The sequence below is a fragment of the Pseudomonas phytophila genome, from assembly GCF_025643095.1.
Taxonomy (GTDB): Bacteria; Pseudomonadota; Gammaproteobacteria; order Pseudomonadales; family Pseudomonadaceae; genus Aquipseudomonas; species Aquipseudomonas quasicaspiana.
Genome location: NZ_CP081201.1, coordinates 5,663,844 through 5,676,465 on the forward strand (window position 1 = coordinate 5,663,844; position 12,622 = coordinate 5,676,465).

General features: G+C 54.8%; 16 protein-coding genes. 11 read left to right on the plus strand and 5 right to left on the minus strand.

Annotated features, from left to right (window positions below):
• The first annotated feature begins 78 nt into the window (after nt 1–78).
• On the plus strand, nt 79–1,263 hold the full coding sequence (locus K3169_RS25635; RefSeq protein WP_263268679.1) for an aldo/keto reductase: 1,185 nt from the start codon (nt 79–81) through the stop codon (nt 1,261–1,263).
• Between the two features lie 337 nt (nt 1,264–1,600).
• On the plus strand, nt 1,601–1,987 hold the full coding sequence (locus tag K3169_RS25640) for a hypothetical protein (protein ID WP_027901423.1): 387 nt from the start codon (nt 1,601–1,603) through the stop codon (nt 1,985–1,987).
• An 89-nt stretch (nt 1,988–2,076) separates the two neighbouring features.
• Here K3169_RS25640 and K3169_RS25645 read toward each other — a convergent pair whose 3' ends face one another.
• Complete coding sequence (locus tag K3169_RS25645) at nt 2,077–2,976, minus strand: AraC family transcriptional regulator (RefSeq protein ID WP_231675905.1); 900 nt, start codon at nt 2,974–2,976, stop codon at nt 2,077–2,079.
• Between the two features lie 160 nt (nt 2,977–3,136).
• Between K3169_RS25645 and K3169_RS25650 the strand changes: the two genes are divergently transcribed.
• The gene (locus K3169_RS25650; RefSeq protein ID WP_231675898.1) at nt 3,137–3,895 is read left to right on the plus strand and encodes an SDR family NAD(P)-dependent oxidoreductase; all 759 of its coding nucleotides are present in this window, start codon (nt 3,137–3,139) and stop codon (nt 3,893–3,895) included.
• A 36-nt stretch (nt 3,896–3,931) separates the two neighbouring features.
• On the opposite strand, the gene K3169_RS25655 is transcribed toward K3169_RS25650, so the two are convergent.
• Entirely contained in the window at nt 3,932–4,492 is a 561-nt protein-coding gene (locus K3169_RS25655; protein WP_263268680.1) for a bleomycin resistance protein, read from the minus strand.
• 278 nt (nt 4,493–4,770) lie between these two features.
• On the opposite strand from K3169_RS25655, the gene K3169_RS25660 reads away from it, so the two are divergent.
• The 4 genes from K3169_RS25660 to K3169_RS25675 all read left to right on the plus strand — a co-directional run bounded on the left by K3169_RS25660 (nt 4,771) and on the right by K3169_RS25675 (nt 6,725).
• Nucleotides 4,771–5,067, plus strand: a complete 297-nt coding sequence (locus K3169_RS25660) for a hypothetical protein (protein WP_263268682.1) — start codon at nt 4,771–4,773, stop codon at nt 5,065–5,067.
• A 116-nt stretch (nt 5,068–5,183) separates the two neighbouring features.
• The gene (locus tag K3169_RS25665) at nt 5,184–5,684 is read left to right on the plus strand and encodes a nuclear transport factor 2 family protein (protein ID WP_263268683.1); all 501 of its coding nucleotides are present in this window, start codon (nt 5,184–5,186) and stop codon (nt 5,682–5,684) included.
• 268 nt (nt 5,685–5,952) lie between these two features.
• Nucleotides 5,953–6,324, plus strand: a complete 372-nt coding sequence (locus K3169_RS25670; RefSeq protein ID WP_027901419.1) for a type II toxin-antitoxin system HigA family antitoxin — start codon at nt 5,953–5,955, stop codon at nt 6,322–6,324.
• A 152-nt stretch (nt 6,325–6,476) separates the two neighbouring features.
• Nucleotides 6,477–6,725, plus strand: a complete 249-nt coding sequence (locus K3169_RS25675) for a hypothetical protein (RefSeq protein ID WP_027901418.1) — start codon at nt 6,477–6,479, stop codon at nt 6,723–6,725.
• A gap of 367 nt (nt 6,726–7,092) precedes the next feature.
• On the opposite strand, the gene K3169_RS25680 is transcribed toward K3169_RS25675, so the two are convergent.
• From K3169_RS25680 to K3169_RS25690, 3 genes are all read right to left on the minus strand, one after another.
• Nucleotides 7,093–7,641 (minus strand): hypothetical protein, encoded by a 549-nt coding sequence (locus K3169_RS25680; RefSeq protein WP_255878386.1) that lies wholly within the window; start codon nt 7,639–7,641, stop codon nt 7,093–7,095.
• A gap of 82 nt (nt 7,642–7,723) precedes the next feature.
• Nucleotides 7,724–7,906 (minus strand): DUF1289 domain-containing protein, encoded by a 183-nt coding sequence (locus tag K3169_RS25685; protein WP_027901417.1) that lies wholly within the window; start codon nt 7,904–7,906, stop codon nt 7,724–7,726.
• A gap of 3 nt (nt 7,907–7,909) precedes the next feature.
• Nucleotides 7,910–8,269, minus strand: a complete 360-nt coding sequence (locus tag K3169_RS25690; RefSeq protein ID WP_263268686.1) for a hypothetical protein — start codon at nt 8,267–8,269, stop codon at nt 7,910–7,912.
• 373 nt (nt 8,270–8,642) lie between these two features.
• Between K3169_RS25690 and K3169_RS25695 the strand changes: the two genes are divergently transcribed.
• From K3169_RS25695 to K3169_RS25710, 4 genes are all read left to right on the plus strand, one after another.
• A complete protein-coding gene (locus K3169_RS25695) occupies nt 8,643–8,894 on the plus strand; it encodes a DUF6124 family protein (protein WP_241154059.1) in 252 nt (83 codons plus the stop codon).
• 163 nt (nt 8,895–9,057) lie between these two features.
• Nucleotides 9,058–9,810: an outer membrane beta-barrel protein gene (locus tag K3169_RS25700; protein WP_027901415.1), complete on the plus strand. Its 753-nt coding sequence runs from the start codon at nt 9,058–9,060 to the stop codon at nt 9,808–9,810.
• A gap of 112 nt (nt 9,811–9,922) precedes the next feature.
• Nucleotides 9,923–10,486 (plus strand): hypothetical protein, encoded by a 564-nt coding sequence (locus K3169_RS25705; protein WP_231675873.1) that lies wholly within the window; start codon nt 9,923–9,925, stop codon nt 10,484–10,486.
• Between the two features lie 479 nt (nt 10,487–10,965).
• Nucleotides 10,966–12,588, plus strand: coding sequence for a methyl-accepting chemotaxis protein (locus tag K3169_RS25710; protein ID WP_122705516.1), 1,623 nt, complete (start codon nt 10,966–10,968; stop codon nt 12,586–12,588).
• The last annotated feature ends 34 nt before the right edge of the window (nt 12,589–12,622 follow it).

Genomic DNA, 12,622 nt, shown 5'->3' on the forward strand with positions numbered 1-12,622 from the left:
TCCCTCGTTGTTCTAATTTCTATCGGGAATATCGGCTTCGATGAGCCCGTAGAACTTCAGCCGCGAACGGAGAGCTGTATGGACAGACGAGATTTTCTTACCTATTCGGCAGCGGGCGCAGTAGCAGCCGCTTTGTTACCGGCATCGAGTATCGCCAGTTCGCTGGCTGCAGCGCCTGCGCCCTCCCCGCTGACGGAGCGCGGAAGCGTTATGCGTACAGAAGGGCGGATTGTGCGCGCAGACCTGCCCCTCAATTCGCCCTCGCACAAAATGCGTTACATGACCCCGCAACGCTTCGGTATGGGCGGGACGCAGATCGGCAATATCTTTGCGCCCATCAGTGACGAGCAGGCGGATTCGGTTTTGCAGGCGGCCTGGAATGCCGGCGTAAGGCTGTATGACACCTCGCCGTTCTACGGGTTTGGCCTGAGTGAATATCGTCTGGGCCGTTTTCTGCGCGGCAAAAATCCAGCCGATTATGTGATCTCCACCAAAGTCGGCCGAGTGCTGACGGCGGCGGGTGGCGTGCGCGCGGATAATGCCATCTGGAAGTCCCCCGCGCCCTTTAACTATCGGTATGACTACACCGCAGCGGGTACGCGTCGCTCTGTGGAAGACAGCCTGCAGCGATTGGGTCTGCCGCGTATCGATATCGTCTTTATCCATGACCTCTCGCCAGACAACACTGAACTGGAAGGCGGATGGGAGGCGGCTTATCAAGTGGCGCGCACAGGGGCCATGGTTGAGCTTGAAAAGATGCGGGCCGAGGGCTTAATCAAGGCATGGGGCTTTGGTGTCAATACGCCGAATGCTGTGGTTCAGGCGCTGACCCGCGATGACCCGACACCGGATATCGTGCTGCTCGCCTGCCAATACTCTCTGCTCGATCACCGCGATGCGTTGCGTAATACCTTTCCGGCCTTGAAGAGGAAGGGCACCAGTGTCGTGGTAGGAACGCCCCTGAATGATGGGTTCCTGGGAGGGCGCAGCCGATACAACTTCAGCCCAGATATACCCGCTGGTGCAGTAGAAAAACGCGCGCGAATAATGGCGGTGGCCAGTCAACATGGTATCGACATTCACACGGCCGCCTTGCAGTTCGCCGCAGCGCATCCGCAAGTGTCTGCAATCATTCCAGGGGCGCGCTCGCCGGGGCAGATCATTGCCAATGTGCAAGCGATGAAGGTCGGCATTCCGGCAGCCTTCTGGGAAGACCTGAAGAGCCAGAGCCTGATTGATGCTGAGGCGCCGGTTCCGTCCTGAGTCAGGTAAACCCACTCTCCACTAAGATCCGCTCCAGCATTGCACCACTCCGCCCCCGGCGGCCGTCGAAATAGCCAGCAGCCCTACGCGGCCTCTTCAACTCAGGATGTTTCTGCGCTCGGTAAATAGTACACGTGTACTATTTTTCAAGCTGCGGACGGGGCGTATAAAGCTTCATCAAATGACTGATCTAACAGCCTGAATCTACTGACGCGTTTTAACATCGCAAGATGAAAGTGGAATTCTTCATTCAGGTTCACCACGTGAAAAATCATGAATAACCCGGCGCTAACAACAAGCCTGTCGCGGGTTAAATATTGATTAACGGAGTCAGGGTATGAAGTTATTAGGTGTCGCGTTGTTGGGGGTCATGCTCACCGGGTGTACAAACTCTCCGCTGGGGAATCTGTTGTATAACCAGCGTTTTCAGACGACTGAGGATGTACAGGCCTCATGGGTGGGATCCTCGGCAGATGATCTGGTCATGTCGTGGGGGACGCCGAAAAACAGCTATAAGATGGCGGATGGTTCCAGCATGCTGTCTTATGAATATCTCTGGCTTGCAGGTGCCGGCGGGTATAACCCAAGGTATGTCTGGTGCGTTCAAAGGTTTCTTGTCGAGGGGGGTGTCATCACACGATGGGGCTTGTCCGACGGCTGTCCGGTAAGACCTGAAAATGCCAAGTCGATTCCTGATACTCCTGTTCCCAAGCCGACGTTGTAGTCGCATTAGCCACGCTGACTCTTAAAAGAAAGCCGTCACCGAACCTGAGTAAATGCCCTGTCTGTTCTCGACGCGGGCAGTGCTTCGCATCAGGACCTTCTCGCAGTTCCAATCGCCTGCCGTATCTCCCGCACATCACGCGCAGGCGACGCACCGAACTGCCTTGAATACTCCCGACTAAACTGCGATGCGCTTTCATAACCAACAGCAAATGCCACGTCAGACGCGCGATGCTCACCCGCCAGCAGAAGCTGGCGGGCTTCCTGCAATCTGAGTTGTTTCTGATATCGCAGGGGGCTGAGGCCTGTCATGGACAGGAAGTGGCGATGCAGGCTTGCGCGGCTCATGCCGCTGGCACCGCACAAGGCGTCGATGCGAAGTTGGACGTTGTAGTTATCGCGTATCCACGCAACGGCTCGGCGGATACCACCCAGTGCGCCATCGGGTTGGGCGATCTGGCGCAGCAGTCGTCCTTGGGGACCCTGCAGGAGACGATAAAGCAACTCCCGTTCGACCATGGGGCCGAGCACCGGGATGTCGGTGGGCGTGTCGAGCAATGACAATAAGCGCAGCAAGGTGTCTCGCAGTGGGGCGCTCATCGGGTTTATGGCGATGCCAATGCCTTTTTGTTCAGTCTCGCGAACCGCAGGCATGGTCGCTGCCAATTCCGCCAATATCGCCGGGTCGAGCACGAGCGATACCGCAACGTAAGGCTGCCCATCCTCAGCATCCAGAATCTGCCCGATCAAGGGCAGGTCCAGAGCGCTGATGAGGTATTGCTCGCTGTCATAGCTCAGCAGTTCGTCGTTAATCGCAACGCTTTTCGAGCCTTGCAGGATGAAGCAGATCATTGAGCGATACAGGCATGGTGCCTTTTCTGTAGAGCCTTGCCCCACGCAGATATCCACACGCGGAACCGGTGTGATAGTCAGGCCCGGAGGCGCGTGGCGCAGGGCGATATCGAGGTGCGGCGCAAGCTCTCTGTTCATCGGGCGATTATGCCTGCGCCCGGTCATCGCGCAATACGATTGAGACAATCAGGCAATGAATTGAGCTTATTGGGCGTGGGTGGCGCTGCTTTACTTGCCTATCTTGAGCGGGTCAAAACCGCGCCGAAAAGACGCGCCTGAAACTCAGCAGAGAACACTCATGACTCACAAGATCGCACTCATTACCGGCGCCAGTCGTGGCCTTGGTCGCAACATGGCGCTGCACCTTGCCAAACGTGGCGTTCACATCATCGGCACCTATCGCAGCGGCGTCGCAGAAGCCGAATCGCTGAAGCAGGAAATCCAGGCAATAGGCGGCAAAGTAGCGATGCTGCCGCTCGACATCACCAACACCGCCAGCTACCCGGCTTTTGCAAGCGCTGTAACGGAGACGTTGAAGACCGGGTTCGGCCGCGAGCGCTTCGACTTCCTGGTCAACAATGCGGGCAATGGTCTCTTCGCGAACTTCACTGACGCAACCGAAGACCAGTTTGCCTCACTGGTCGCTACCCACCTTCGCGGTCCTGTTTTTCTGACGCAGAAGCTGCTGCCACTGGTTGAAGATGGTGGTCGCATCCTGAACGTTTCGTCCGGCTTCGTGCGCTTTACGTTGCCGGGTTACAGCCTCTATGCGGCGGTAAAGGCCGCTGTCGAGGCGCTGACCCGTTACATGGCAGTAGAACTGGGTTCGCGCCAGATTCGGGTGAATGCGATTGCTCCGGGCGCCATTGCCACTGATTTTGGCGGCGGTGTAGTGCGCGACAATAAAGACGTGAACGCCTATGTAGCACAGGGCATCGCGCTGGGCCGTGTCGGTCTGCCGGATGATATCGGCGGTGCAGTCGCAGCGATCCTGTCTGACGACATGGCGTGGGCTAACGGGACGACGTTTGATATTTCGGGTGGGCAGTTGCTTTAGTCGCAGCGGCATTACCCCCTGCCCTCTCGCCGCCTTTTACTTGAAGCGAGCCTCCATCTCCTCGAGGCTCAGGGCATTCTTCTCGTCAAAGGCGGCCCGGCGCTCAATGGCTACACGCTCGATGCGATGGTCTTCAAGTTCGTCGCTGGGAAATGCTGAAACCGCCATAGCCTCATCCTGAACACTCCGACTCCCCAACCGCTCATAAAACCGCAACAAATACCCATCCGGATCAGCTACCACAAACTGCCGATTCCCGTTCTCCTCTGCGCCCACCCGATACCAGCGATCCTCCACCGGCAGGAACAATTTGATGTGGTGTTCGGCGAGCGAGCGAAGCAATGGCTCAACAGATGGCACTCGAATCTGGACATTAAGGCCCCTGCCGAATGGATAATGATCCGGCTGATAGCCTTGCTCGAATGTTCTGCCTTCGCCGATCTGGTCGATCATCAATTCTGCGTCGCCTAATGCCAGGTAGCAGAAGCCCTCCTCGGGGCGCTCGTATTGGCAGGTGAAGCCGAGGATTTCGCAGTAGAAGCGCTTTGAAGCGCGCCAGTCAGAAACTGAAAACTCCGGAACGAGGGCATTGCCCATGGTGAACCTCTCTCACTAATCGCTTCAATCAAGCATCTTAGAGCCCCCCCTAAAAAAATAAAACAATATGACTTTAATAGACCAACAAAATAACAATATTTAATAATAAACCATACCAACAAACCCGCTCACTCTCTTTTTTCGACCGACAAACCGTGCCAGGCAGGGCGTGGCAGTGGGGCTATCGTAATCGGCGGTCGGTAATTCTTAACCCCGCCCCGTCATCCATGCTTTAAGAACCTCTGTTAGGCTTTGCCCGACCTTTCAAGGAATCGCCAATGAAATCCCGCTTTAAAACTTTGGCTATTTTGCTGTCACTCGTGCTCTCAGGATGCGATGAGTCAACCGAGATGTCTTGCCCCGATAACGGTGAGCAGTTCTGGCTGCAATCACTGGATGCTTATTTCTTACGGCACCCTGAACACGTGAAAACAACACCCTACGAACTAAAGCCGGGGGCATCGTATGACTCCAGAACGAACTGGTGGACAGTGCCGTTCGACATCGGACAGAAGAAGCTTAAGGCGTTGATGAACTGTGATGGCCACATTGAGATCAGCGGGCGCAAATCCTGAAGGCAAAAAAAACAGCATCAGGCAAAGCCCTCGCAGTATCGAGCTACGCCGTCAGCTCAGATGCGGGTTAGGTTCTTCCCCACAAGAATCCTGATAACCGCAACGGAGTGAACGACATGCGCACATGGCTAAAAACGGTTTTTCGACTTCAAGCGGCTGCCCTGCTGTCTGTGTTTTTAACGGGCACGGCGTGGGCGACTGACAATGCAGCGCAGCCTTCAAATGCGGAGTTGGTCCGCCAGTCGTTTGTGAATTGGCAGCAAGGCAAAGGCACCACCTTCGACCTGTTGGCGCCTGACGCTGAGTGGACCGTCGCTGGGTCCAGCCCTGTTTCTGGCCTTTACAAAGGCAAACAGGACTTCCTGAAGCGAGCTGTAAAACCGATCAGCGCGCGGCTGGCCAGCCCGGTCAAACCTGTTGTTCTGAGCATTGTTGCTGAAGGCGATGTGGTGGTTGTGCTGTGGAACGGTGAAGCGACGGCACTGGATCAGCAGCCGTACAGAAACAGTTACCTGTGGCACCTGACGTTCAAGGATGGGCAGATCACGCAGGCGAAGGCATTTCTGGATACGTATGTGTTGAATGATTTGATAGAGCGGGTGAAGCCGGAGGCTTGAAAGCTTCACCATTTGCCAGACAGGCTCCCGACCAGAAGGCAGATAGGTAACTCTAGATACATCTTTTTCTTTGCCGGGAAAAAGACTCCAGAGCGATCATCCCCTGAAGAGCCAGTGGGAGACGAAAATGCAGTATCCAATGTGGATGAAATGGGGCGAGAGCTGTTGGTCAACGAGACCGGCTTACCCAGCTAGAACAAACGATTCCGCGGATACGGTGTGGAGCGTTCTGGTGATTGGGATGGTATGGGCAAAAGATGGAGTGATCATGAATATCCGTCCGATTCGAACAGATGAAGAATACCGGGAAGCTCTCAAAGAAATCTCCCCTCTGTTCGAGCGCGAGCCTGAGCCTGGAACCGCCGAAGGTGATGCATTCGAGGTCATGATTACCTTGATCGAAGCCTATGAATCGAAGACGTTCCCGATTGATTTACCGGACGCAATTGAGGCGATCAAATTTCGTATGGAACAATCCGGGCTTACAGCAGCAGATCTGGTGCCTGCCATCGGCAGAACCAATCGTGTTTATGAAGTGCTGAACCGGAAGCGATCACTGACTCTGCCAATGATCTGGAAGCTCCACGACATGTTTGGCATTCCGGCAGAGAGCCTGATACGCCCTACAAGCGCAGCTTGACCGTCGCTGTCGTTTAGCTGCTGGAATGGAATGCCGGACTGCTGGCACTCCAAACATTACGTCGCTTTTTCTATCCCCTTCCCGCCCGTTTTGGCCCACTATTGTCGGCTTACTAACCGCCCTCGACCCGGTCGATGGTTTTGGAGCGCGTAATGACACAAGAAAGGCTGGACCTGTTACGGCTGCCAAAGCCTATTCGTGGGCCTATTGATAAGCTGCTTCGCTCTCTGGATGCCGCCAGCACTCGCGAAGATGTCGAGAGCGAGGGTGAGCTGCAGATTGCTTTTATCCTCGGGCTGGAAACCGCCAAGCGTTTGCGGCCGAGTGATGTTGAAGCGCTGTATATGATTTTTGATGATGCGGTGCAGGCAAGACTTGAAGCGTTTGGGCCGCAGAAGTAGGCGATTGCCGCAACACGGTCGCCTCTTCGCCCCAATGCCGCGCGCCATCAACACCACCTATCTCTGAATTGAAATGCTTTTTTCCCTGCAGGAGATTGCTCCGTGCCCCGACACAGGGCTGTCGCGAAGCAAACATTGGACCTGTAGGAGCTGCCGAAGGCTGCGATTGCGGTGTGTCAGAACAAATGTCTCGCAGCCTTCGGCAGCTCCTACAGAAAATGCATTTCAAGCCATTAGTTTGCATTTTGTCTGACGAGCGCGCTTGCCCGCGATTCGGTATGTCAGTCGATAAACATATCGCCTGTGCCGTCGCAATCGCGGGCAAGCGCGCTCCTACAGGTCCCCCCGCTGCGCGAAAGCTGGGCTGTTACTTAACCAATTCAATCTTCTTCACAAACACCAACATCTCGTCCTCGGCGGGCCCGGCGATGCGGTCTTTGTTGGGTTCACTCGCCACGGTGACTTTGACGTTCCTGCCTGCGATGTTGGGCAGCAAAGTAGCCTCCCCTTCGTCTTCAGCGATAAACCACGAGCCGCATTTGCCATCGCAATAAGCCGTGAAGCGACGGCCGTCGTTGAGCAGTACGGTGACGGTGTGATCATCGATACCGCTGCCGGAAATCAGCGCACCCTGAAAGGTTTCAGGTTTTGTGAGGGCGAACGTGCAGAAGTCAGGCGCGGTCCCGTCATCGGCCAACATCCCGCAGCCGCGCTCGACTTCGCTGTTGATCATTTCGCAGCTATTGGCCGCGTTGCACGGTGGTCGGGTTGCGGGCGATACGCTGATGCATTGCTTCACGAGTAACGCCGAGCGCTTATCACCGATGGCTTCAGCGCAGGATTTATCAGCCGCGTTTGCCTGAAAGGCGCCGAGCACGCTGAACAGAAACAAGAACATCAGGCTTTTTGTTTTCATGGTTTTTCCTGGCGACAGGTCGGGTATCGATGCTCGGAGTATTGCAGAGGGCGGCCGCTTTCACACAGCTGACTAAGAGCCCTCAGCCTTTCTTCTTGTTCAGGCTTTTCAAACGCTGACTGGCGCGCTGCACGGCGGCCATTTTCTCGGGGCGATTCATGCGACGCCATTTGCGGATATCTTCCTTGTTTCGGCCGCAACTCACGCAAAGATCACCGCTGAGCTGGCAAACCGAGGTGCAGGGATTTTCAATGTCCTTTGCCACGCTTCAACCCCGCGCCAGACGTTGCTGCCAGTTGCCGCCATTGGCACGCTGACATTGTTCTTCGCTGTCGAACTGCACCCGCTTGCTGACATCGGCAATGACGATATCAGCGTCTTCCAGTGCTATGGCAGTCAGCTCAACCATGCGTTCGCCCTGGTCACTGGCGAGTGCCTGGTCTTTCTGGATGTCTGTATCGAAGATCCACACCACGCGCAGGCTGGCAGGAAACGCTGCGTAATCCACTTCGTGGGTCAGCCACGACAAGCCGACGATCTCTGCTTTTGCGGTTTCGCACGCCTCGGTCAGGGTAGACGCCAGGCGACGTTCGATGCGTGCCTGATCGCGTTTGCTTAACGGCGGCATGGCGGGGTCCTTGGGTGAATTCGATAAGATGGCAATCATACGTTACCTGGCAGCGTCATCCATAAGCACTGAGCGTTGTAGGATCGGTCTCGATTTCCGCCAACGCCGCCCGCTGGGTTGTTTACGGGAAATCGCTTCTCTAATCTCCCGCCCGTCGCTGCACATCAGCGACCGGGTTTAGTCGCCTGATACGTATAAATCTTACGCGTCCCGCTACAGGCATGTACTGACCTGCTTAATGGCGGCTGTATGCGGGGCACTTTCGAGTGCGCCGATTTTTATGCGGTCGGTCGACTAACCCTCATACAGCTGCCACCCCTTCACGAGTCCTGAAGGTTGCAGCTACCCGGTTACGCATAAGGAGATCAACACGGTGAAGAACAACCCAACCGAACTTTGCACCCTTAACCGCTTCTTTTCCGTACGCACGGACATCAGCCAGGAAGACGTCCTCTCACACACCGCCGACCTGTTGCGCTGCGCAACCAGCACCGCTTATGAAGCTGCCGACAACCTGCACGGCGCGCAACGGGATCACGCCATGTCAGTGATGCATCTGGTGGAAATGGCTCAGGCGATGGTGGATGGGTTGCTGGATCGTAAGCAGGCTGAATGTGTGAGTTGAAGGTTCGTAAGGTGCGAACAGAATGACTGATACGTGGACTCGGTAGCCTACTGACCTCTCACATTCAACGGCTATTTTCCTACGCCAGCCCCCGAACTTTTCCCACTCGAAACCCTCGAACCTGACGCTTTGTTTTCACATTTTTTTCACAAGGAGTTGAAAAGTGTCTATTCGTTTTGCATCCCGCCTGTTGAAACTCTCCGCCCTCACCACTCTGCTGGCCGCGCCTTATGCGATGGCAGCGACGGCTACCGACCCGATCTTCACCGCTGGTTTGCTGGGCAGCTACGGTGATTTCAAGCTGGAAGGCGGCAGCGAGTCGGATAAAGAACACATGCCGCAGGGCGGTCTGTTTTTCAACTTCGGCAACAAGCTGACAGCCGAGTCGGGCTTTATTTATCAAGCAGGTGTTGAGGCCAGGTACGGAAAGAAGAGCGACAACAAGCTCAAGGAAGGCCAGGGTGATGTAGACCTGGGCTGGCGTGCGGCGCTGGATGCGCGCAATTTCGTTGATGTGATCGTCGGTGGTGGCTATGGCTGGACGCGTTACGAGCCGGACTCTGATGAGTTCGACATCGAAATGACCGCCCGCTCGCCGTTTGCCAAGGCCGCGCTGGGTTACAACCACAAGTTCGACCAAGGCACGATGCGTGTCGAGCTGGGCGCGCGTCGCACGATCAACTCCGACACCTACATCAAGGTCAATGATCTGGGCAGCGACACGGTCGACCTCAAGGACCGTACCAACCCTTATGCCGAAGTCAGCTTCCTGATGAACCAGAACGGTTCGCTGCCGCTGACGGCGGGTGTTTATTACACCCGCACCGAGTACAAGCTCGATCAGGACTCGGATGTGGCCGACAACACCAAACTCAAGCGCGATGAATATGGCGTGAAGGTTGGTTTGGCGTTCTGATGTAAAGGCTTCATGCTTTCCTGCGGGTTCAACTGAACCCGCAGGACCGGGTTTAGCCGGTCCTACAACGCCGACAAATGCGCGGTGTCATCTCCACAAGGTCTGGCGATCAATGGAACCAAGACAAAAGAACTGCGAGCACTGTGGTGCTGTAAACCAGTGGGTAAATCCAGGCCTGTCGCGCGAGTGTGTGAGTTGTCATAAGGGCATGGACTGGACACTGGATATAACGTGTCGAAACTGCAGCAAGCACAACAAGGTGCGGCCCAACGGGGTAAAGGAAGCGAAGTGTCTGCGTTGCCATAAGCCGCTGATCTGGACGTTGCACCCCGAGCTATACACCAAGAAACGACTACCATTGGCCGCGCGCGTGCTGCTGGGGGCGCTTTCCTTGTTTCTTATAACGATCATGATAAAAGCGCTGATTTATCAGGAAATAGAGATCTTTTATCCGGGCAGGCACGGCAATTCCTCGTGGTTTTACTTTGCAGGTCGGGACATGATCTGGCCGGTGGCTTCACTTCTCTCCTGGGCCGTTAGCGCGTCAGCCCCAATCGTCAATCATTACGACAAGAGGTTTAACGAGCGGAGCTATCGGAACCTGATCATCTTCAGCCTCGTCACAGGGTTTGTCCTGCATCTACTGTCTATCCCGTTCGGAATGAAGTTGGCGTAGAGTGTTTTTGCTGAGGTGAAGCGCGGGCTGTCATGTCAACCAGGGGATCACGGCTTGCTGGATCGGGGGGCAGCCACCCTAGGTCGAAGAGTGCTCCCCTTCACAACTACCTTTCCTTATGATTAAAACCGGTTTGCACTTCCTGAACCCAAGCTGAACAACTACTTTATTAATCACCCCGGCAAACCGGCGCCTTGCTTAATACTTTGGTAATAGCATCTTTATCAACAATAAACATTCGCATTACAGGTCGGCGAAAACACTAACAAAATCAACCGTGAAAAGAACTTAAAACTGACGTCAAAAAAATATTTATATTCACTCAAACACTTGACTATCTTCGTGATTGAATTTACCAATCACCACTCCTCTGAAATTTCTTGCATACAGTGACCTTTTTTAAGATCTTAGGCTTAAGAGTGATGGCACATGGACATTAAGTCATTCAGCCGTTTCTGACCTTACTTACAGGTGAACTCATGTTCATGAGAAATTTCAAACTAACACCCAGAGCGTTGCTCAGTTTTGGCGCTATCTGCCTGCTGATGCTAGGCCTGAGTACCCTCTCGCTGTACAAGATCAGCGAGGTTCACAAATCCACCGTAGAGCTGGAAACCGATTGGCTGCCCAGCATACGCCAGGCGGGCAAGATAGACGCCACGCTACTGCGCCTGCGGCTTGAAGCGTTGCATTACACCGCTGACGGGGACGACAAAAAAGCTGCGTCGATCATCAAGATGGGTCAGTTGAAAAAAGAGCTGGATGAACAGGTAAGCGGTTACGCCGGGCTTGTATCCGATCCAGAAGAACAGCGTCTCTACAACGATGTCATGCAAGGCCTCAAGCGTTATGAAGAAACACTGGATGTATTAATTGCTCAAAGCGAAACCCGTTCAACCCAAGAATCCACTGTTTATATCAACACCGTCACTGTACCGCTGGCGACTGCTTTGCAAACCTCAATCGATAATCTGATCAGTGTGAATGATGCCGGCGCCACTCAATCAGGCCTTGTCGCGCAAACGCAATACGACCAGGGTTTTACGTTCACTATTGCGATCATGATTGGCACAATTATTCTGTCGATGTTTATTGCCTTTCTCTTTACCCGCAGCATCAGCGCACCGGTGAAAAAACTGGTGCAGTCCATCAAGCAGATATCAGAAGGTGACCTGAGATCTACCGTCGAAGTGTCTGGCAAAGATGAACTAACCGAGTTGCAACTCTCGACCGATGCCATGCTTCAGAGCCTCAAGAGCACGATTCAGCATATCTCGGACTCTTCCGGTCAGTTGGCAGCGGCGGCGGAAGAAATGAGCTCCATCACCGAAGAATCGCTGTCGGGTATTCAGAAACAGAACATGCAAACCGAACAGGCCGCGACGGCCGTGAACCAGATGACAGCGGCCGTTGAAGAAGTCGCACGTAACGCAGTGGCCGCTTCGCAATACACACAGGATTCGGAGAAATCCGCCGCAATCGGTAAAGATAAAGTCGCGGAAACCATCAAATCGATCAAACAACTCAGCCAGACAGTGCAGCAAACCACCGTTGAAATCGAAGGCCTGGCGACGCAAACCCAGGACATCGCCAAGGTGCTCGACGTTATTCGCTCGATTGCCGAACAGACCAACTTGTTGGCCTTGAACGCCGCCATTGAAGCCGCGCGCGCAGGTGAACAGGGCCGAGGCTTTGCCGTGGTCGCTGACGAAGTTCGTGCACTCGCACATCGCACCCAGACCTCGACCCTTGAGATCGAGCAAATGGTCAAAGGCATTCAGACAGGTTCAGGCAAAGCGGTGCAGGCCATGGTGCAGAGCAACAGTGAGGCCGTCTTGACGCTAACCATCGCGCAGGAAGCCAATATCGCCATCGGCGACATCGCGTCGGCAGTATCTGACATCAACGAACGCAACCTGCTGATTGCCACGGCATCCGAAGAGCAAGCGCATGTGTCCCGGTCGGTGGATCAGAATCTGGTCAGTATTCGCGATCTGTCCATCCAGAGCTCGTCGGCCGCCAGCCAGACCTCCATTGCCAGCACCGAGCTGTCGAAGCTGGCCGTCGGTTTGAACAGGCTCGTCTCTCGATTTGCCCTGTGAGCTGAGCGCCCTGCCATTCGTTGCGATTGCCGTA